The sequence below is a fragment of the Streptomyces sp. 35G-GA-8 genome, assembly GCF_023534745.1.
In the GTDB taxonomy this organism is placed as follows: Bacteria; Actinomycetota; Actinomycetes; order Streptomycetales; family Streptomycetaceae; genus Streptomyces.
Window position 1 is genome coordinate 100,731 of record NZ_JAMHJQ010000017.1, and the last position, 20,501, is coordinate 121,231.

Below are 20,501 nucleotides of genomic sequence, written 5' to 3' on the forward strand. Positions count from 1 at the left end.
ATTACGTGAAACCTGTACGTCTGCCGCTCCCCGGGCCTTACGGGACGGGGGTCCGGGCCCCTTACCCTTTTCCTTGACCACCTGCCCGCCCACTCCGGAACGCGAGATTCATGACCGGCACAGACGATGTAATGCTTGTCCACGGCGGAACCCCGCTGGAGGGCGAGATCCGCGTCCGCGGCGCGAAGAACCTGGTGCCGAAGGCCATGGTCGCCGCGCTTCTCGGCAGCGGTCCGAGCAGACTGCGCAATGTGCCCGACATCCGCGACGTACGGGTCGTACGGGGACTGCTGCAATTGCACGGTGTGACCGTGCGTCCGGGTGACGAACCGGGTGAGCTGATCCTCGACCCGACCCATGTCGAGAGCGCGAATGTCGCCGACATCGATGCCCACGCGGGCTCGTCGCGCATTCCGATCCTCTTCTGCGGACCGCTGCTGCACCGGCTCGGCCACGCGTTCATTCCGGGTCTCGGCGGCTGCGACATCGGCGGCCGGCCGATCGACTTCCACTTCGACGTGCTGCGCCAGTTCGGCGCGACGATCGAGAAGCGCGCGGACGGCCAGTATCTGGAGGCGCCGCAGCGGCTGCGCGGCACGAAGATCCGGCTGCCGTATCCCTCGGTCGGCTCGACGGAGCAGGTGCTGCTGACGGCCGTGCTCGCCGAGGGCGTCACCGAACTGTCCAACGCGGCCGTGGAACCGGAGATCGAGGACCTCATCTGCGTCCTGCAGAAGATGGGCGCGATCATCTCCATGGACACCGACCGGACGATCCGGATCACCGGCGTCGACCGGCTGGACGGCTATGCGCACCGGGCGCTGCCCGACCGTCTGGAGGCGGCCTCCTGGGCGTCGGCGGCGCTGGCCACCGAGGGCAACATCTATGTGCGCGGCGCGCAGCAGCGCTCGATGATGACGTTCCTCAACACCTACCGCAAGGTCGGCGGCGCCTTCGAGATCGACGACGAGGGCATCCGCTTCTGGCACCCGGGCGGCTCGCTCAACGCCATCGCGCTGGAGACGGACGTGCACCCGGGCTTCCAGACCGACTGGCAGCAGCCGCTGGTGGTGGCGCTGACGCAGGCGTCGGGGCTCTCCATCGTCCACGAGACGGTGTACGAGTCGCGGCTGGGCTTCACCTCCGCGCTCAATCAGATGGGCGCGCACATCCAGCTCTACCGGGAGTGCCTGGGCGGCTCGGACTGCCGCTTCGGGCAGCGCAACTTCCTGCACTCCGCGGTCGTGTCGGGCCCGACCCGGCTCCAGGGCGCGGATCTGGTCATTCCCGACCTGCGCGGCGGTTTCTCGTATCTGATCGCGGCGCTGGCGGCGCAGGGCACGTCGCGGGTGCACGGCATCGATCTGATCAACCGCGGCTACGAGAACTTCATGGACAAGCTCGTCGAGCTGGGCGCGAAGGTCGAGCTGCCGGGCGGCGCACTCGTCTGACGCACCGTCACACCCGTCACGCCGTCGGCCCCGCTCTCCTCGGAGCGGGGCCGACGGCGTACCCGGGGCCGGCGGGCACCCCGCGGGGGCTTCTGACGGCCCTCTGACGGCCGGAAACACCGGGGGCGGCCACCCTGTCCGGGTGGCCGCCCCTGCGTGTCGCCTATGGGTGTTACTTGCCCTTGGCGGCTTCCTTGAGCTTGGAGCCCGCGGAGACCTTCACGCTGTAGCCGGCCGGGATCTGGATCGGGTCGCCGGTCTGCGGGTTACGAGCGGTCCGAGCGGCACGGTGGGTGCGCTCGAAGGTCAGGAAGCCGGGGATGGTGACCTTCTCGTCGCCCTTGGCGACGACCTCACCGACCGTCTCGGCGAGAGCGGCCAGCACAGCGTCGGCGTCCTTGCGGGTCACCTCGGCGCGGTCGGCCAGGGCGGCCACCAGCTCACTGCGGTTCATGTTGTTACTCCCGTGTTCTTCTTGCCTGTAAGGCGTGAGATCGAAGCCGATGCTGCCAGGGCCCTCGGACAGTCCCCGGACCCGGGTCTGCTGACAGACCCTCGCGCCCGAATACGCATCCTGCCCCCACCAGCGGCGGGAAAGCCAATCCGGCACCCTCCGGAGTCACACGAAAAGCGCCACTGCCTCGTCGTCGTGACGTTCCGTCGACTCTGTGGAGACTCCTTGGAGCCTTGGGGCCCTTGAGCCCGCCGGAGGCCCTGAAAACCTCCCTGGAGCGGCGGGGCTCATGGTCCGCCACCCTAGAGGGGCCCGTGGGGCCCGGCGAATCGCGACGCGCCGGGCACCGGACGGACGTGAGATGTACCGCAGTCCTGGGTAGCGTTACCGGGCCCCGTCGTGGGCCTGGTCACATTTCGGGCCGGGCCAGGGGGCGTTTTTCGCGCTGCCCCGGGCCCCTCCCCCGCACGCGGGCCGCGGATCAGACCTGGGTGACGGGAGCCGTCACGTCCCCGCCGGCCGCCCTGGCGGCGTCGCGCACCGCGCCGGCCACCGCGCCCGCGACCTTGTCGTTGAAGACCGAGGGCACGATGTAGTTCGGGTTGAGCTCGTCCTCGGTGACGACATCGGCGAGCGCCGCCGCCGCCGCCAGCATCATCTCCGTGTTGACCGTGCGGGACTGGGCGTCCAGCAGGCCGCGGAAGACACCGGGGAAGACCAGCACGTTGTTGATCTGGTTGGGGAAGTCGGAGCGGCCGGTGGCCACCACGGCCGCCGTCTCGCGCGCGATCGCCGGGTCGACCTCGGGGTCGGGGTTGGCGAGGGCGAAGACGATCGCGCCGTCCGCCATGGCCGCGACGTCGTCGCCGTCCAGCACATTCGGGGCCGAGACACCGATGAAGACGTCCGCGTCGACCACGGCTTCCTTCAGCGTGCCGGTGACGCTCTCGGGGTTGGTGTTGTCGGCGATCCAGCGCAGCGGCGACTCGGGGGCCGCCTCCACCAGGTCCTCGCGGCCCGCGTGCACCACACCGTGGATGTCGGCGACCACCGTGTGCTTGACGCCCGCCGCGATCAGCAGCTTGAGGATGGCCGTACCGGCCGCGCCCGCGCCGGACATGACGACGCGTACGTCCCCGATGCCCTTGCCCACCACACGCAGCGCGTTGGTCAGGGCCGCGAGCACCACGATCGCGGTGCCGTGCTGGTCGTCGTGGAAGACCGGGATGTCCAGGGCCTCGCGCAGCCGCGCCTCGATCTCGAAGCAGCGGGGCGCGGAGATGTCCTCCAGGTTGATGCCCGCGAAGCCGGGGGCGATCGCCTTGACGATCTCGACGATGGCGTCGGTGTCCTGGGTGTCCAGGCAGAGCGGCCAGGCGTCGATACCGGCGAAGCGCTTGAAGAGGGCCGCCTTGCCCTCCATGACGGGCAGCGCGGCCTTGGGGCCGATATTGCCCAGGCCGAGCACCGCGGAGCCGTCCGTGACGACCGCCACGGAGTTGCGCTTGATGGTCAGCCGCCGGGCGTCCTCGGGGTTCTCCGCGATCGCCATGCAGACCCGGGCCACACCCGGGGTGTAGATCATCGAGAGATCGTCACGGTTGCGGATGGGGTGCTTCGACTGCATCTCGATCTTGCCGCCGAGGTGCATCAGGAACGTACGGTCGGAGACCTTGCCGAGGGTGACGCCCTCGATGCTCCGCAGCCGCTCGACGATCTCCTCCGCGTGCCCCGTGGAGCTGGCCGCGATGGTGACGTCGATACGCAGCTTCTGGTGGCCGGAGGCGGTGACGTCCAGGCCGGTCACCGAGCCGCCGGAGGACTCCACGGCCGTGGTCAGCTGCGAGACCGCGGTACCGCTCGCGGGCACCTCCAGCCTGACCGTCATCGAGTACGAGACGCTGGGCGCCGTTGCCATGACCGAGTCCCTCTTCTTTCCCTAGCCTCATTGCCGTTCCGCCCGCCCCACGTCGGCGGCGGAACCTTCAGATCGTCGCACCTACCGACCGGTAACAGGTAAAGACCTTTATCTACGGAACGCGGTCTTCCATGATGCGCGACGAAAACAGGCCTTCACCAAAGTGTGGTGAAGGCCCGCCGACGTGTCTGTGGCAGTGGCGTAAAGCTGACGCAAAGGGTGGCACCGACCCGCCATGCTCGCCTCGCGGCAAGTGGTCGCTCGAAGCGACGAAGGTTGGGCCCGGGGGCTTGGATCGAGTCGGTGCCACCCCCAGGCTAACAAACCACCCCGGTAAGTGATTCCGTCCGCGCGAGTTGACTGCCGGTCAATCGCGGAACCGGCTCGGGGCCGGTCCCGCGACCGAGCCGGGAATCAGTCCCGCAGCAGATCCGGTACGCCCTCCGCGTCCGGTTCGTCGCGGGCCGCCGAGACCACCGTGAGCTGCCGGGTCGCCCGGGTCAGCGCGACGTAGAGCACCCGCAGGCCGGCCGGCGACTCGTCCGCGATCTCCGCCGGGGAGACCACGACCGTCGCGTCGTACTCCAGCCCCTTGGCCTCCAGGCTGCCCAGCGCCACCACGCGGTCGCCGAGACCGGCCAGCCAGCGCGCCGCCTGCTCACGCCGGTTCATGGCGACGACGACACCGACCGTGCCGTCCACCTGGTCGAGCAGCCGCTGGGCCTCCGCGCGTACCGTCGCGGCCGGATCACCGTTCCGCACGACGCGGAAGCGCGGCTGTACGCCGGTGGAGCGCACCGCTCTCGGCGACTCCATGCCGGGCATGGCGAGCGCCAGGACCTTCGACGCCAGCTCGGCGATCTCGGCCGGGTTGCGGTAGTTCACGGTCAGGGTGAAGCGACGGCGCGGACGGGTGCCGAGGGCCTCGTCGCGGGCCTCCGCCGCCTCGTCCGGGTCCGACCAGGACGACTGCGCCGCGTCGCCGACCACCGTCCAGGTGGCGTGCCTGCCCCGGCGGCCGACCATCCGCCACTGCATGGGCGTCAGGTCCTGCGCCTCGTCGACGATCACATGCGCGTACTCCGTACGCTCCGCCGCCAGCCGTTCGGCCCGCTCGCGCTGCGACTCCTCGCGCTGCGGCATCAGCTCCTCAAGGCCGGTCAGCTGGTCAAGCGGATCGAGATCGCGCCGCTTCCTGGGGCGGGGCGGCGCCCCGAGCAGCGTCTCCAGCTCGTCCAGGAGCGCCACGTCATGGACGGAGAGCGGGCCCGAGCCGTCCGGGCCCAGCCGCTTCAGGGAGCGGGCGAGACGGCGGGTCTCGCCCGGGTTGAGAATCCGTCGCGCCCAGCGGCCGAGCCGTCGCTCGTCGGCCATCTCGGCGAGCACTCCGCGCGGGGTCAGCTCGGGCCACCAGGCGTCCAGGAAGGCGAGGAAGCTGTCCTCGGACGTGACGTCCTCGTCGAAGGACGAGCGCAGTTCCGCGGCCAGCTCCGGGTCGGTGTGCCGCTGGGCCGACCCGGACTTCGCCCAGAGGGCGTCGAGCAGGAGCCTGCGGGCGCGCGGTCTGAGCAGATTGACCGGCGCGGTGCCGCTGAGCACGGACTGCCGGATACGGTTCAGCTCGCCGGCCTCCAGCTCCAGCCTGCGGCCGAAGGCGACGACCCGGAGCAGATCGGTCCGTACGGCGACGGGCCCGGCGGAGTCCTCGTCTCCGCCCCCGATCTCGCCGAAGGCCAGCTGGCCCCGCTGATCACGGGATCCGGGACCCGCCGGGAAGGAACCTTCCAGCGCCCCCCTGGCCGCCTTGCGCAGCACCTTCAGCATCCGGGCCGAGCCCTTGACCCGCGCCACCGCCGGTTCGTCGTACGCCGTGGCCTCCGCGCCGTCCACCAGCGACCCGACCGCGCGGATCGCGACCTGCCCCTCCTCGCCGAGCGAGGGGAGCACGCCCTCCGTGTACGCGACGAGCAGCGGCGTCGGCGAGACGACCAGGATGCCGCCCGCGTACCGCCGCCGGTCCTGGTAGAGCAGATACGCGGCGCGGTGCAGCGCCACGGCGGTCTTGCCCGTACCGGGGCCGCCCGAGACCTCGGTGACCGAGGCGGCGGGGGCCCGGATCACCAGATCCTGCTCGGCCTGGATGGAGGAGACGATGTCCCGCATGGTGTGCCCGCGGGCCTGGCCGAGCGCGGCCATCAGCGCGCCGTCCCCGATCACGGCCAGCGCGGCGCCGTCCAGCGAGGCGGTCAGCTCCGGCCGCATCAGATCGTCCTCGACCCCGAGGACCCGGCGCCCCTTGGAGCGGATGACCCGGCGCCGTACGACCCGGCCGGGATCCACCGGGGTGGCGCGGTAGAAGGGCGCGGCGGCGGGCGCCCGCCAGTCGATGACCAGCGGGGAGTAGTCGGAGTCCAGGACTCCGATACGGCCGATGTGCAGCGTCTCGGCGATCCCGGCGGTGCTGTCGGGGCCGATGGCGTCGTCGGCGGGCTCGACCGAGGTGTAGGCGCCGTCCGGGCCCTTCTTGCCGTCCTTGCCCCGGAGGAGGTCGATCCGCCCGAAGAGGAAGTCCTCGAATTCGTTGTTGAGCCGGTTGAGGTGGACCCCGGCGCGGAAGACCTGGGCGTCCCGCTCGGCGAGGGCTCCCGGCGTGCCGACCTGCCCCCGTTTGGCGGCGTCGTTCATCAGGAACTCCGCCTCGTGGATCTTCTCCTCAAGGCGGCGGTACACCTGGTCCAGATGGCGCTGCTCGACGCCGATCTCGCGGTCGCGCGCGGAGTCGTGCTCCGTGGCGCGTACGGGATCGACGGCGGGTCCAGCGGTTTCTACAGCGGCATCCTGCGCGGCCACCGAGGCCCCCTTCATGACGTGCATTGGGCAGCCGTCAACCGTACGCGAAGGGGGCGGGTATGTCAGGCGTCGACTTCCACCAGACGCTTGCCGTCGAACGTACGGACCTCGAAGTGATCGATGTCATTGCTCTCCATGGCCGTACCGCCCTCGACGTAGAGCGGCTTCTTGCCGTTCTCGTCCGGGCTGTCGGGTATGCCGTACCCCCAGGCGGGCACCGACCACGACGTGACGACCTCCTGCTCGCCGGTCTTGGAGACGGCGACCAGAGTGCACTTGAGCGGGCCCTTCACATTCTTCAGCTCCAGGGCGGTGCGGGTGCCCCAGGCCTTGGGCTCCATGGCGATGGAGGCGCTGACCTTCGTGGTGGTGTCCGTGGCGCCGATCTTGCCCGGCATACCGGCGAACTCCTCGGCCGGGGTCCGCTCCTTCGCCACCGGCGTGCCCGCCTCGGCGCCGCCCGAGGTGGCGATCCCGACGCCCACCGGCCCGCCGATGATCAGCACCGCGGCGGCGGCGACCAGATACAGCCCCCGGCGCTTGCGCCTGGCGCGCTTGACCGCGACCTCGTCGACCAGCCGACCGAGCAGCTGCGGGCTGGGCCGCACGGAGACGGCGGGGGTCGGCAGCTGCGCGAGGGGTACGGGGGGCGGGGTCAGCGGGGTGGGCGCGAGGAAGGGGTCGGGGTCGTCCGCCAGCATGGCCAGCATCGGTTCCATCCCGGAGAACTCCTCCAGGTGGACGGCGCAGATCCGGCAGCCGGCCAGATGCGCCTCGAAGGCCGTGGCCTCGGCATCGTCCAGAATTCCGAGGACGTACGCTCCGACGGCTTCATGCACAGTACTTTCGTCGCCCAGTCCGTACTGCTCGTGCGTGGTCATGCCGAGACCCCCCTCTCCTCCAACGCGAGCTTCATCGAACGTAGTGCGTAGAACACACGGGAACGCACGGTCCCGCTGGGTATGCCGAGCGTCTCGGCCGCCTCGTTGACCGTGCGTCCCTTGAAGTACGTCTCCACGAGTACTTCCCGGTGGGCAGGGGTCAAATCCTCAAGCGCGTCCGAGAGCGTCATCAGCCACAACGCCTTGTCGATCTCGTCCTCCGCGGGCATGACCTCCAGCGGCGACGGGTCGACTTCCTGCGGCCGGGCCTGCCGGCTGCGGTGACCGTCGATGACGATGCGCCGGGCGACCGTCACCAGCCAGGGTCGGACAGAGCCGGTCGCCCGATTGAGCTGACCGGCATTCTTCCAGGCACGGATGAGCGTTTCCTGTACGACGTCCTCGGCCCGCTGGCGGTCGCCCGCGACCAGACGCATGACATAGGCGAGCAGCGGTCCGGCGTGCTCCTGGTAGAGGGCGCGCATCATCTCCTCGTCGGGGACGGGGGTGTTGGCGCGCGGTGCCGCGCTCCGGTGTCGGGCCCGGTGAGGGCGGTCATCGGCCACGGCCGCATCTTTGCGCACCCAAACCTCCCGGTCGAGACCTTCATGGCTGCTTCTCCCTCATCACTACGGAAGCCCGAGGGAGGGCACTCAACGGCCGACGCAAAAACTTTCAAGATCTTTTGCAGCGGGAGGGCGGGTGAAGGGCGGCGGCATGGGCGGGTTCGCACGGGTCCGGGACCCGTGCGGGATTGATGGAGGAGATATGGAGGGCATGTCTCGAACTCGCGCGGATACTGTGCGGTAGTTGTCCGAAAATCGCGCAACAACCTTACGGAAAGAGCCGGCCGGCTCTCATCAGGGCCGCGCGAGAGCCGCCCTGCGCCGGTGTCTGGCGACCCGCTCGCGATTGCCGCACACCTCGCTGGAGCACCACCGGCGGCGCCGCCCGCGCGAGGTGTCCAGATAGACGCGCCGGCAGCTGTCGCCCTCGCACTCGCGCAGCCGGGCCCGTGCGGCGGGGTCGGTGAGCAGTTCGACCGCGTCCCTCGCCACGGCGGCCAGCAGTTCGTCGCACTCGGGCTCGGCGCTCAGCGCCCGTACGAGATCGCCGTCCTCGTCCCGTACCGCCCGGATCCCCGGCGGCGCCCCCGCGGCCAGCGTGTTGACCCGCTCCAGCGCGCCGGCGGCGTCCCGCCCGTCGATCTCGGCGTGCACCAACTGCCCCACTCGGTCGCGCAGTTCGGTGAACGACCGTACCCAGCGGGCGTCGACCCCCGCGAGCGGCGTCCCTTCGGGCACCAGCCCCGCGCCGATCAGCCACCGGCCGAGCGGTGCGGCGCCGTCGAGCCGCTCCCGGCCTCTGGAGGTCCGTTCTCCGGTGGCCACCAGATCCAGGCAGATGCGCCCGGAGTCGAACCGCCACTCGTACGAGCCCATGCCCGCCGCCGTGCCCGCCGTCATGTGCCTGTCACCGCCTCGGGTTCACCGTGGGTGCCGTCCTCCTCAGAGTGCCTGCCCCGGGACGCGGCCGGAACCCCTGCTACCGGTGGCGGTGTCGGCGGATTTCCCGAAGGCCCTTACCCGGCCGCGTTCGGCGGGCCGTTGTGCAGGACGCGTTGGAAGAGGTGGTGATCGCGCCACTCGCCGTGCATGTGGAGATAGCCCGACGCCGTACCGATCAGCTCGAAGCCGCATTTGCCCAGCACGCGCCGCGAGGCGGTGTTGGCGAGGACCACGGCCGCCTCAAGGCGGTGCAGACCCAGCTGGTCACGCGCGGCGCGGCAGACCTCTCCGACCGCGCGGGTCGCCAGACCTCGGCCGGTGTACGCGGCATCGATCCAGTAGCCGATATTCGCACTCCGAAACGGTCCGAGAGCGATGTTGAGGAGCGTCGCCTCGCCGACGATACGGCCGTCGTCCACGAGGTGCCAGCGCCGGACGGCGGGATCGGAGAGCCGGTTGGCCTGGGCCCTCGGGGTGTAGAAGTCGGCGGGGCGGTCCGGCTCCCAGGGGCTCAAGTGACCCCTGTTGCGGAGAAGTGCCTCGGTGACGAGTTCGGCGTCGTCGGGGGTGGCGGGCCTGAGGCGGATCGAGGAGTCGTGGGACATCTTCGTACGGTACCCACGGGCCGGGCGGGCACCGCCCGCACCCCGTACGGACCGCGCCCCGTACGGACCGCGCCCCGCGACCGCCGTCGCGTCCGCTGGGTCCTGTCCGGCCGGCAGGACCCAGGTCACGCGTTCTTTCACGCGTACGTTCACACGTCCGCGTATTTGGAGTCGGCCGACGGGTCCAGCGCGAGCCGGTAGCCGCGCTTGACCACGGTGTGGATCAGCTTCGGGGCGCCGAGCGCGGTCCGCAGCCGGGCCATCGCGGTCTCCACGGCGTGTTCGTCGCGGCCCGAGCCCGGGAGCGCGCGCAGCAGGTCCGCCCGCGACACCACCCAGCCGGGCTTCCGGGTCAACGCGTGCAGCAGCGCCATTCCGGCGGGCGGCACCGGCCGCAGATCGCCGTCGACCAGGACCGCGTGACCGCGGATCTCGACGCGGTGGCCCGCGACCGGCAGCGTCCGGGCGCGCCCCGGCAGCTCCGTACAGAGCACCTGGACGAGCGGCCCGAGCCGGAAGCGTGCCGGCTGGACGGTGTCGACGCCCCGCGCCTGGAGCGGCAGCGCCGTGACGGGCCCGACGCAGGCGGCCAGCACGTCGTGGTGCAGGGCGGCCAGCAGCTCGGGCAGCCGGCCGCGCTCATCGGCGCGCGACAGCAGGGAGGCGGCGGCGGGCGCGCTGGTGAAGGTGACGGCGTCCACGGCGCGGGCGACGGTCGCGTCGATGAGCCGGTCGACCGGGGCGAGATCTTCCGGAGGCATCCAGCGGTAGACGGGTACGACGACGACATCGGCGCCCCCGGCCCGTAGCGCCTCCACGAACCCGGGCAGGGGCTCGCCGTGCAGCTGGAGCGCGATCCGGCGGCCCTCGACGCCCTCACCGAGCAGCCGGTCGAGGACCTCGGCCATGGACTCGGAGCTGGGCGACCACGCCTCGGTGAGCCCGGCGGCGCGGATGGCGCCCTTCACCTTGGGTCCACGGGCGAGCAGTTCGACACCGCGCAGACAGGCGAGAAGTTCCTCGCCGTGCCCCCATCCGTCGGCGGCGCCGATCCAGCCGCGGAAGCCGATGGCGGTGGTCGCCACGACCACATCGGGCACCTCGTCGATCAGCTCTTTGGTGGCGGAGAGCAGTTCCGTGTCATCGGCGAGCTGCACGATCCGCAGGGCGGGTGCGTGGACGACTGCCCCGCCTCGGCGCCGGAGCAGCGCGCCCAGCTCATCGGCGCGCCGGGCGGCGGTGACCCCGATCGTGAAGCCCGCGAGGGGGCCGTGCTGCTGGGCGTCGTGCTGCTGGGCGTCCATGCCTCTCCTCTCGCCCGTCGGCCTCGGATGCCGTACGGAAGGCTCGTACGGATGGAGCCGCCGAGCCTGTCAAACACGCGTGACAGGCGGGGTCCACGGGCATTTCCGGCGCGTTACGTGACACGGCCCCGCGCACGGTCGCGTAGGTGTGCCACCGGCACACGCTCCCCTTGTGCGCCGTCGCCGCCCCCTGGTCTCACACCCGCGCGTAACCGAGCGCGGGCTCCGCCGCCGCCGGCGCGGGCCCGGCCGGAGCCCCGCGAAGGTATACCGCCCAGGTGAGGCAGAAGCAGACGGCGTAGAAGAGCAGGAACGCGACGAACGCCGGGGTGCCGGTGGACGCGGTCTGGAACGACTGCCGGAAGGCGAGGTTGATGGCGAGCCCGCCGAGCGCCCCGACGGCCCCGATCAGCCCCATCGACGCCCCGGAGAGCCGGCGTCCGTACGCGGCGGCCCGCTCGCCCGTCATCCCCCGCTCCAGCGCCCTGGCGTGGAAGATCCCGGGGATCATCTTGTACGTCGACCCGTTGCCGAGGCCGGTCAGCAGGAAGAGCGCGACGAACCCGACGAGGAAGACGGTCAGCGATCCGGTCACCGACGCAAGGACGACGACGCCGGTCGCGACGGCCATCGCGGCGAAGGTCCACAGCGTGATCCGGGCGCCGCCGTACCGGTCGGCGAGCATGCCCCCGACGGGCCGTACGAGCGATCCGAGCAGCGGCCCGACGAAGGTGACCGAGGCGGCCTGCAACGGGGTGCGCCCGAACTGGGTCTGGAGCACCAGCCCGAAGGCGAAGCTGTAGCCGATGAACGACCCGAATGTCCCGATGTAGAGCACCGCCATGATCCAGGTGTGCCGGTCCCGCACGGCCTCCCGCGCCGCCCCGGTGTCATTGCGGACGGGCGCCAGATTGTCCATGAACAGCGCCGCGCACACCGCGGCGACGACGATCAGCGGGAGATAGAAACCCAGCACGAGCCGCGGATGGGCGGCCCCGGCCGTCCCGATCACCAGCAGCCCGACCAACTGCACGACGGGCACGCCGATGTTCCCGCCGCCCGCGTTGAGCCCCAGCGCCCAGCCCTTCTTCCGCAGCGGGAAGAAGGAGTTGATGTTCGTCATCGAGGAGGCGAAGTTGCCGCCGCCGATGCCGGTGAGCGCCGAGACGACCAGAAAGGTCGTGTACGAGGTCCCCGGCTCCATCACGGCGTACGCGGCGCCCGTCGGCAGAAGCAGCAGCAAGGCGCTGAGAATCGTCCAGTTGCGGCCGCCGAACCGGGCGACGGCGAAGGTGTACGGCACCCGCACGAGCGAGCCGACCAGCGTCGCCATGGCGATCAGGAAGAACTTCCCGGCCGGGTCGATGCCGTACTCGGGCCCCATGAACAGGACCATCACCGACCACAGCGTCCAGATGGAGAACCCGATGTGCTCGGAGAGCACGGAGTAGAGCAGATTGCGGCGGGCCGTCCGCTCGCCGGTGGTCCGCCAGAAGTCGGTGTCCTCCGGATCCCACCGCTCGATCCAGCGGCCCCCTTTGCGTGCTGCGGTGGTGGTGGTCGGGGCAGTCATCACGCCTCCAAGGAGGGGAATCGAATGGTGGTCCCGACCGTAGGGACGCCGCGTTTCGCCCCCGTTCCACGAGGTGACCGGCGCGCAACCTTGCTCTCACCCGTGCTCGGGTTCGGCTGTGAGTGTTCCGGACGACGAAGAGCCACCCCGCATAAAGGACTGCGTGGCCCGCGCGTGCGTATGGGATTCTGTACGCGACAAGATCGAACACCGACTGTTCCCGCATGCCACCCCGAACTGGCGCGGTACCACCGCTTGTCGAGTGGACGGCACCCGGAGACGGAGGCGACTGATGGCACGTACGACCACGTCCGGCGGGCGCAAGGACAAGCCGGCCACCCTGGCACTGGTCGCCCAGCGGGCAGGTGTGTCACCCCAGACGGTGTCCAACGCGCTCAACTCCCCGGATCTGCTGGCCCCGGGAACCCTGGAACGGGTCCAGCGGGCGATAGCGGAGCTGGACTACCGGCCGCACCAGGCGGCGCGTTCGCTGCGTACCCGCTCCAGCCGGCTGATCGGGTACGGCGTCCAGGCGTCGCCCGACGGGGTCTCGGGGCCGGTGATGGAACACTTCCTGCACGCCTTCTCGGACTCCGCCAACCAGGCCGGTTACCGCGTACTGCTCTTCGCCGCGCCCCTGGACCCGGCGGACGAACCCGACTGCTACGCCGAGCTGTTGCGCGAACAGTCGGTCGACGCGTTCGTCCTGAGCAACACCTACCGCGGCGACCCGCGCCCCGGCTGGCTGCGCAAGCGCGACATCCCCTTCGTGGCCTTCGGCCGCCCCTGGTCGGCCCGTTCGGTCGGCGACTGGGTGGATGTCGACGGCGCCCACGGCACGGCGGCGGCCGTCGACCATCTCGTCGCGCTGGGCCACCGCAGGATCGCCTTCCTCGGCTGGCCGCGCGGCTCGGGCGTCGGCGACGACCGGGACCGGGGCTGGCGGGAGGCCATGCGCCGGCACGGCCTGTCCGTCCGGGATCTGCGGGTCAACGCGATCGAAGACGTCGACGCCGCGCGCGACGCGGTCGCCCGTCTCTTCCCCGCGGGCACGACGGCGGTCGTCGCGGCCAGCGACACCCTCGCTCTCGGCTGCTACCGCGCGCTGCGCGACAGCGGCCGGCTGCCCGGCCGCGACGTCGCGGTCGTCGGCTTCGACGACTCCTCCGCCGCCGCCCTGCTCTCCCCCAGCCTGAGCAGCCTCCGCCAGCCCCTCGAAGAGGTCGGCCGCGCCTGCACCCGCATGATCCTGGCCAGAATCGCGGACCCGCGGGGAACCCCGGAGCACGTCCTGCTGCCACCGGAGTTAATCGTCCGCGAGAGCTCCGCGTTCCCGGTCGCACCCTGACCCCTCGGCCGCCGCGGGGAGACCGTCCGCCGTTAGGATCGCCTCGCCGTCCGGCGCATCCGTGTGCCGTGGACGGCCATGGGAGCCGAGCCAGGGAGAACGCCGTGCTGAAGGCCTTCGCCGATCTGTCCACGCCGCTGGTGGCCGACGCCTGCGTCCGCCACGACGTACCGCTGCGCGTCGCGCCGCCCGGGATCGGTGCCGTCGTCCGCGGGCACCGCGTCGCGGGACGCGCGCTGCCGGTACGGCACTACGGGAGCGTGGACGTGTTCCTGGAGGTGTTCGGCCGGGCCGAGCGGGGCGATGTACTTGTCATCGACAACGGCGGCCGGACGGACGAGGCGTGCGTCGGCGATCTGGCGGTGCTGGAGGCCGAGGCCGCCGGGGTGAGTGGTCTCGCGGTGTGGGGGCTGCACCGGGACACTCCTGAACTGGCCGAGATCGGCCTTCCGGTGTTCAGCTACGGCAGCTATCCGCCCGGCCCCGTACGGCTGGACGAGCGGGAGCCGGAGGCGCTGGACACCGCCCGGTTCGGGGCACATCTGGTGAGCGCGGACGATGTGGTCTTCGGTGACGAGGACGGTGTGGTGTTCGTCGCCGCCGAGCACGTCGAACAGGTACTGACGACCGCGCACCGCATCCGGGAGACCGAGCGCGACCAGGCCCGCAAGATCGTGGCGGGCGAGACGCTGCGCCGGCAGACGGCCTTCGACGACTATCTGGCGCGGCGCGCGGCCGATCCGGAGTACACGTTCCGACACCATCTGCGGCGGATCGGCGGGGCGATCGAGGAGTAGCCGGGGCGCGATCGGGATCCGCGTCCTGTCCGCCGGCCGACCCCGGAGCCGTCGTGGGCGGACAGCCGGTCGGGCCGGGTGATCAGGCATCGCCGGGGTCGGCCCCGGCCGGGAGCCAGCCGCCGGGGACGCGTTCCAGCCACCCCTCGTGCGCGGCGAGGGCGTCGGCGGCGGTGCGCAGAGCGTCAACTCCCGGATGTTTCAGCCCCTTGCGCCACACCAGCGACAGTGGTGACAGAGGTACGGGATCGACGAGCGGGCGCAGCACGGCCCCCGGCATCTCCGGGAAGTCCACCACGGTGAGTACGGGCGTACGGTGCTTGGCCATCACCCGCCGGAACTCCTCGGCCCCCACCGCCATCGGCGCGGGCGGGGCCAGTGCGATGGAGCGCCCCGCGAAGAGCCGCCGCGCCAGATCCGTCCACTCCAGGGTCCCGGGGTTGCCCGCCCCCGCGTACACGCTCTCGCCCGCGAGCGCGTCGAGCGGCACCTCGGCGCGGTCGGCCAGCGGGTGATCGTACGGCAGCAGCACGGCCAGGGGCTCGTACCGTACGAGCTGACGGGCGAGGCCGGAGCGGAGGGCGGGCGCGAGTCCGTCGGCGTATCCGAAGGAGGCGTCGAGCCGGCCTGCCAGGATCTCGGTGGCGGCGCGGGTCAGGCCGCTCTCGAAGCGGGCCATCAGCTCATGGTGCGGGGCGAGTTCGCGTGCCCGCGCCAGCACGCGCCCCGAGACCATGCCCTCGGTGTTGAGATCCACGAGCAGCGGCCGTTCCCCGGCGGCGCGGGCGGTCAGCAGCGCGTCCTGGGCCGCCAACACGCCCCGGGCGTACGGCAGCAGCCGCTCGCCCTCGGCCGTCAGCGTCACCTGGCGGGTGGTCCTTACGAACAGCTCGGCGCCCAACTCACGCTCCAGCCGCCGGATATCGCGGCTGAGCGCCTGCTGGGCGACATACAGCCGGGCGGCGGCCCGCGTGAAGTGCAGTTCCTCGGCGGCGGCGACGAAGCCGCGGAGCAGCCGGGGATCGATGTCTCGGGGCATGCCGCATTTAACAACACACCTGCGTGAATGGCCAGTGAGCAGGTGTTGGACCGGGAACGGCCGGTGCACCGAGGGTGTGAGCATGCCGAATTCCCTCACACCCGACACTCCTCTGCTGGCCGTCACGGGCGACAACCTGGTGCTGGCACGGCGGTACGACGCCCGCTTCGCCCCCGAGCCGCCACGCACACCCGGGCCGCCGGAACCTTCGCGTCCGGCCCGGACGGCGGGCCGCCGCGGCAACCCGTACGCCCGGCTCTTCGCGATCCCCGGCACCCGCGCCTTCACCGCCGGGAATCTGCTCGCCCGGCTCCCGATGGGCATGTTCAGCGTCAGCGCCGTGATCATGATCGCCGGATCACGCGGCTCCTACGCGCTGGCCGGCGCCGTCACCGCCACCGGCCTCGCGGTCACCGCCCTGGTGGCGCCCCGTACCGCCCGGCTCGTCGACCGGTACGGACAGGCCCGTATCGCCGTGCCCGCCACCGTGATCGCCGCACTCGGCTCGCTCGCGCTGCTCCTGTGCGTGCGGTACGACGCGCCGGACTGGACGCTCTTCGCCGCCTACGCCGCGACCGCCACCACCCCCAACACCGGCGGGATGTCCCGCGCCCGCTGGGCCCATCTGCACCGCGAGGCGACCCCCGAGAACGCCGCGGCCCTGCACACCGCCAACTCCTTCGAGCAGGCGGCCGACGAACTCTGCTTCATGCTGGGCCCGGTGCTCGCCGCCTTCCTGTGCACCGCGCTCTTCCCGGAGGCGGGCACGCTGACCGGAGCGATCCTGCTGCTGACCGGCGTACTGATCTTCGCGGCGCAGCGCTCCACCGAGCCGCCCGCCACCGGCCGTACGGACGCGGCGCGCGCCCCGCTCCACTCGCCCGCGCTGGCCGCCCTGCTCGCCGTCTTCCTCGCCACGGGCGCCGTGTTCGGCGCGACGGAGGTCGTCACACTGGCCTTCGCGGACGACCGCGGCCACCAGGCGTGGGCGGGCGCGGTGCTCGCGCTCCAGGCCGCCGGGTCGTGCGCCGCGGGTCTGCTGCTCGGCGCGCTGCGCCCGGCCCGCCGGCTCGGGCGGCGGCTGGTGCTGTGCATCGCCGCGATGTCGGCGCTGCTGTCCCTGCCCCTGCTCGCGGCGACCGCCGGGGCGTCGGGGTCGCTGCCGCTGCTCGCCTGCGGGCTGCTGATCGCGGGCGCGGCGACGGCCCCGACGATGGTGACGGGCATGACGCTCGTCCAGCGCCTCACCCCGGCGAGCCGGCTCAACGAGGGGATGACGCTGGCCGTCACCGCGCTGCTGGCCGGCATAGCCACCGGTGCGGCGGCCGGCGGCTGGACCGTGGAGCACACCGACCCGGCCCACGGCTACGCCCTCCCCCTCGGCGCCGCGCTGCTCGCCCTGCTCATCGCGTCGGCCGGTGCGCGCCGCTTCGGACATGACGAAGGCCCCGCTGCCTGAGGAGCAGCGGGGCCTTCGCCCGTGGTATTCATCGAGACGATATTCAATTGTGCACATGGGAATTGTGGAGATGGCGGGAATCGAACCCGCGTCCAACGGTGCGGAACCAGGGCTTCTCCGAGCGCAGTCCGTTTCGCTTTTCTCGGCCCCGGAGATCACACGGACAAGTCTCCGACGGGCTCAGTCACTGTTTGGTTTCCCTCTGCTCCCCGTGACCGGGCTCAGAGGTTTAGTTCCCTAGCTGATGCCAGGATCCGGGTCGGGAACAGCCCCGGGCTGACACTCCGCAGAGTCTTCGCTAGCTGCTAATTAGGCAGCGAGGGCGAAGGCGGAGGAATCGCGCTTAGAAGTGGCGATTATTGTTTGCGACATATGGTTAACGAGATCATTGCCGCTTCCTCGGCTCGCTTCACCTGCTTCGACATCCGCTGTCGAAACCGATCATCCCCATGTTGTTTTTTCAATCGTGCTCATTTTCGAGCGCGCACCCGCTGTGAGGTGCGGGACCCATCTTACGTGACCAACGCGCGACGGTGCCAGCCTATTCCGCCCGGCCGGCCGAAGCGGCCCCGATCAGGACCGCCGGCGGACCCGGCGGACCCGGTGGACCCGGTCAGGCCCGCTGACGCCGCTTCGCCGCCGAGATCGCCCGGTCGGTCTCGCGCCGGTCCTGCTTCTCGCGGAGCGTCTGCCGCTTGTCGTACTCCTTCTTGCCCTTCGCCAGCGCGATCTCGACCTTCGCCCGGCCGTCCTTGAAGTACAGCGCGAGGGGCACGATCGTGTGACCCGTCTCCTGCGACTTCGACTCCAGCTTGTCGATCTCGACCCGGTGCATCAGCAGCTTCCGCTTGCGCCGGGCGGAGTGGTTGGTCCAGGTCCCCTGCGTGTACTCGGGCACATGGACGTTGTGCAGCCATGCCTCGTGTCCGTCGATCTGGACAAACCCGTCCACCAGGGAGGCCCGTCCCTGGCGCAGGGACTTCACCTCGGTACCCGTCAGCACGAGACCGCACTCATATGTGTCGATAATGAGGTAGTCGTGCCGCGCCTTCTTGTTCTGCGCGATCAGTTTGCGCCCAGTTTCCTTAGCCATAGTCCCGCCATTTTCTCACCCCGGCGCAACTTCTTTACTCCGCGCCGCCGAGCCCGCTCAGTACCGACCTCGCCCGCCCCTGGGCGTCCTCGCTCACCTGGAGGTCCGGGGTGACGCCCCGGCCGTCCACCCCGTAGCCGGCCGGCGTGCGGTACGTGCCGACGGTCAGCTCCGCGACGGAGCCGTCGGGAAGCGCGCTCGGCATCTGGACCGAGCCCTTGCCGAACGTGCGCGAGCCGACAGTGACCGACCGGCCGCGGTCCTGGAGGGCGCCGGTGAGCAGTTCCGCGGCGCTCATCGTGCCCCCGTCCACCAGCACCACCAGCGGGCGGCCGGTGTCGCCGCCGGGATCCGCGTACAGCGCGCGCTGCTCGCCCCGTATGTCGTACGTCGCGACCAGACCGCCGTCGAGGAAGGCGGAGGCGGCGGTGACGGCCTCGGCGACCAGACCGCCCGCGTTTCCCCGCAGATCGAGAAGGACACCGGTGCCCTTCGGCGCGGCACGGACCGCGTCCCGTACCCGCTGGCCCGTCCCCTTGGTGAACGCGTCGACCTTGATCCGCAGCACACCGCCCTCGATCGTGTCGACCGTGACGGATTCGGTGCTGAGACGGGCGCGGCGCAGGCTCTCCGTCCAGCGGTGGCCGTCCCGCTCCAGACCGAGCACGACCGTGGAACCGACGACGGACGCGCCGTCGCTCTTCCTCTCGCCGCGCAGCAGCGCCATGACGTCCGTGACGGGCCGCTGTCCGATACCGCGGCCGTCGATGTCCCTGATGATGTCGCCGGGCCCGATACCGGCCTTCTGCGCCGGGCCGCCGGGGTGGACCCGGGTGACCTCGACCAGACCGCCGACGGTACGTCTCGCCCAGAGTCCGACGCCGGTGTACGAGCCGTCCAGGGCCCGCTGGAACTCCTCGTACTCACTCTTGTCGTAGACCGAGCCCCAGCGGTCGCCACTGCGGCTGACGACCTCCTCGGCCGCTTCCGTGCCGGACTTCCCGTTGGCCATGGCCTCCGCGACGGCCCTGGCGACCTCGTCGCGGTCGGCCGTCGACGCCACGGGCCGGGTGTGCACGCGGGGCGGGTCCTCCTCGCCGTACGGCAGGGCGCCCGTCGCCGCGCCCGTGGCGAGCACGCTCACAAAGAGCAATGTCAGGGCCGCCCCGCGGCGGACACCGCGGGACGTTCGGTGCAACTGGTGCAACTCGGAACCCGACATGAGGTTGAGTCTAGGACAACACCGAACGGCAGAACGGTGCTTGTCGCCTCCGCGTCAGGGGCGCTTGTCACACCCGGAGGTACTTGCGCAGGGCGACGAAGGCCGCCACGGCGGGCATCAGCAGACCGATCGCGAGCACCAGCGGAAGCTTGGCGAGCACCGCGTCCCAGCCGATGAAGTTGACGAGTTCCATCTTGTCGGCGAGCGCGAGACCGTTGTCGATCAGGAAGTAGCGGCCCGCCAGAAGCATGGCGCAGGCGACCACACCGCCGATCAGTCCGGCGAACGCGGCCTCCATGATGAACGGCATCTGGATATAGAAGCTGGAGGCGCCGACCAGCCTCATGATCCCGGTCTCCCGGCGCCGGCTGAACGCCGATACGCGAACGGTGTTCACGATCAGCATCAACGCGATGATCAGCATCAGCGCCATCACACAGAGCGCCGCGATATTCATGCCGTTCATCAGGTCGAAGAGGTTCTGCAGGATATTCCGCTGGTCCTGGACGGACTCGACTCCGTCCCGGCCCGCGAAGGCCGTCGCCACCACCTTGTACTTCTCGGGGTCCTCCAGCTTCACGCGGAAGGACTCCGGCATCTGGTCCGGAGTGATCGTCGCGGCGAGCGGGGTGTCGCCGTACCGCTCCTTGTAGTGCTTGTACGCCTCGTCGGCCGTCTCGTGGTGGACCGTCTCGACGAGGTCCATCTTCTTCAGATCGGCCTCGATCTGCTGCCTCTGCTGGCTGGTGACCGAGCCCTTGGCGCACTGGGGCGCGGTCGCCGCGTCGTTCTTGTTGCAGAGGAAGATGGAGACATTGACCTTGTCGTACCAGTAGTCCTTCATCACGCTGACCTGCTCGCGCATGAGCAGCGCGCCGCCGAACAGGGCGAGCGAGAGGGCTACGGAGACGATGACCGCGAAGGTCATCGTGAGATTTCGGCGAAGACCGACGCCGATCTCCGACAGGACGAACTGGGCGCGCATGGCGTCCTTTCAGC

At 70.9% G+C, this 20,501-nt stretch carries 17 protein-coding genes and 1 other RNA gene; 4 read left to right on the forward strand and 14 right to left on the reverse strand.

Translation table 11 applies throughout. The annotated features are described in order from the left end of the window. Positions 1-110: 110 nt before the first annotated feature. Positions 111-1,451, forward strand: coding sequence for a UDP-N-acetylglucosamine 1-carboxyvinyltransferase (gene murA / locus M1203_RS32165; protein ID WP_249953358.1), 1,341 nt, complete (start codon positions 111-113; stop codon positions 1,449-1,451). A 172-nt stretch (positions 1,452-1,623) separates the two neighbouring features. Here the strand turns inward: murA and M1203_RS32170 are convergent, their stop codons facing one another. The 9 genes from M1203_RS32170 to M1203_RS32210 all read right to left on the reverse strand — a co-directional run bounded on the left by M1203_RS32170 (position 1,624) and on the right by M1203_RS32210 (position 12,544). After that, on the reverse strand, positions 1,624-1,905 hold the full coding sequence (locus M1203_RS32170; protein ID WP_004571953.1) for an HU family DNA-binding protein: 282 nt from the start codon (positions 1,903-1,905) through the stop codon (positions 1,624-1,626). A 481-nt stretch (positions 1,906-2,386) separates the two neighbouring features. Then, complete coding sequence (locus M1203_RS32175) at positions 2,387-3,823, reverse strand: NAD-dependent malic enzyme (RefSeq protein WP_249953359.1); 1,437 nt, start codon at positions 3,821-3,823, stop codon at positions 2,387-2,389. Between the two features lie 414 nt (positions 3,824-4,237). Then, entirely contained in the window at positions 4,238-6,673 is a 2,436-nt protein-coding gene (locus M1203_RS32180) for a UvrD-helicase domain-containing protein (RefSeq protein WP_249953360.1), read from the reverse strand. A gap of 62 nt (positions 6,674-6,735) precedes the next feature. Continuing rightward, the gene (locus M1203_RS32185) at positions 6,736-7,554 is read right to left on the reverse strand and encodes a zf-HC2 domain-containing protein (RefSeq protein ID WP_249953361.1); all 819 of its coding nucleotides are present in this window, start codon (positions 7,552-7,554) and stop codon (positions 6,736-6,738) included. Further along, on the reverse strand, positions 7,551-8,138 hold the full coding sequence (locus M1203_RS32190) for a sigma-70 family RNA polymerase sigma factor (protein WP_249953362.1): 588 nt from the start codon (positions 8,136-8,138) through the stop codon (positions 7,551-7,553). The genes M1203_RS32185 and M1203_RS32190 overlap by 4 nt, the downstream gene beginning before the upstream one ends. Positions 8,139-8,414: 276 nt before the next feature. Beyond that, entirely contained in the window at positions 8,415-9,020 is a 606-nt protein-coding gene (locus tag M1203_RS32195; RefSeq protein ID WP_249953363.1) for an ABATE domain-containing protein, read from the reverse strand. Positions 9,021-9,136: 116 nt separating this feature from the next. Then, entirely contained in the window at positions 9,137-9,667 is a 531-nt protein-coding gene (locus tag M1203_RS32200) for a GNAT family N-acetyltransferase (protein WP_249953413.1), read from the reverse strand. A 149-nt stretch (positions 9,668-9,816) separates the two neighbouring features. Next, the gene (locus M1203_RS32205) at positions 9,817-10,971 is read right to left on the reverse strand and encodes a uroporphyrinogen-III synthase (protein ID WP_249953364.1); all 1,155 of its coding nucleotides are present in this window, start codon (positions 10,969-10,971) and stop codon (positions 9,817-9,819) included. Positions 10,972-11,167: 196 nt separating this feature from the next. After that, a complete protein-coding gene (locus M1203_RS32210; RefSeq protein WP_249953365.1) occupies positions 11,168-12,544 on the reverse strand; it encodes a NarK/NasA family nitrate transporter in 1,377 nt (458 codons plus the stop codon). A 292-nt stretch (positions 12,545-12,836) separates the two neighbouring features. Here M1203_RS32210 and M1203_RS32215 point away from each other — a divergent pair, with 292 nt between their 5' ends. Then, positions 12,837-13,892, forward strand: coding sequence for a LacI family DNA-binding transcriptional regulator (locus tag M1203_RS32215; RefSeq protein WP_249953366.1), 1,056 nt, complete (start codon positions 12,837-12,839; stop codon positions 13,890-13,892). A 104-nt stretch (positions 13,893-13,996) separates the two neighbouring features. After that, a complete protein-coding gene (locus M1203_RS32220) occupies positions 13,997-14,689 on the forward strand; it encodes an RraA family protein (RefSeq protein ID WP_249953367.1) in 693 nt (230 codons plus the stop codon). A gap of 82 nt (positions 14,690-14,771) precedes the next feature. Here M1203_RS32220 and M1203_RS32225 read toward each other — a convergent pair whose 3' ends face one another. Then, the gene (locus M1203_RS32225; protein WP_249953368.1) at positions 14,772-15,728 is read right to left on the reverse strand and encodes a LysR family transcriptional regulator; all 957 of its coding nucleotides are present in this window, start codon (positions 15,726-15,728) and stop codon (positions 14,772-14,774) included. 82 nt (positions 15,729-15,810) lie between these two features. Between M1203_RS32225 and M1203_RS32230 the strand changes: the two genes are divergently transcribed. Beyond that, complete coding sequence (locus M1203_RS32230; protein ID WP_249953369.1) at positions 15,811-17,187, forward strand: MFS transporter; 1,377 nt, start codon at positions 15,811-15,813, stop codon at positions 17,185-17,187. Positions 17,188-17,249: 62 nt separating this feature from the next. Here the strand turns inward: M1203_RS32230 and ssrA are convergent. The 4 genes from ssrA to ftsX all read right to left on the reverse strand — a co-directional run bounded on the left by ssrA (position 17,250) and on the right by ftsX (position 20,487). Beyond that, positions 17,250-17,636: a transfer-messenger RNA gene (gene ssrA, locus M1203_RS32235) on the reverse strand. A gap of 164 nt (positions 17,637-17,800) precedes the next feature. After that, positions 17,801-18,280: an SsrA-binding protein SmpB gene (gene smpB, locus M1203_RS32240; RefSeq protein WP_129769107.1), complete on the reverse strand. Its 480-nt coding sequence runs from the start codon at positions 18,278-18,280 to the stop codon at positions 17,801-17,803. 34 nt (positions 18,281-18,314) lie between these two features. After that, positions 18,315-19,502 carry a S41 family peptidase gene (locus M1203_RS32245; protein ID WP_249953370.1) on the reverse strand — a complete coding sequence of 396 codons (1,188 nt, stop codon included), beginning with the start codon at positions 19,500-19,502 and terminating at the stop codon, positions 18,315-18,317. A 67-nt stretch (positions 19,503-19,569) separates the two neighbouring features. Beyond that, positions 19,570-20,487, reverse strand: a complete 918-nt coding sequence (gene ftsX, locus M1203_RS32250) for a permease-like cell division protein FtsX (protein WP_249953371.1) — start codon at positions 20,485-20,487, stop codon at positions 19,570-19,572. Positions 20,488-20,501 lie beyond the last annotated feature (14 nt).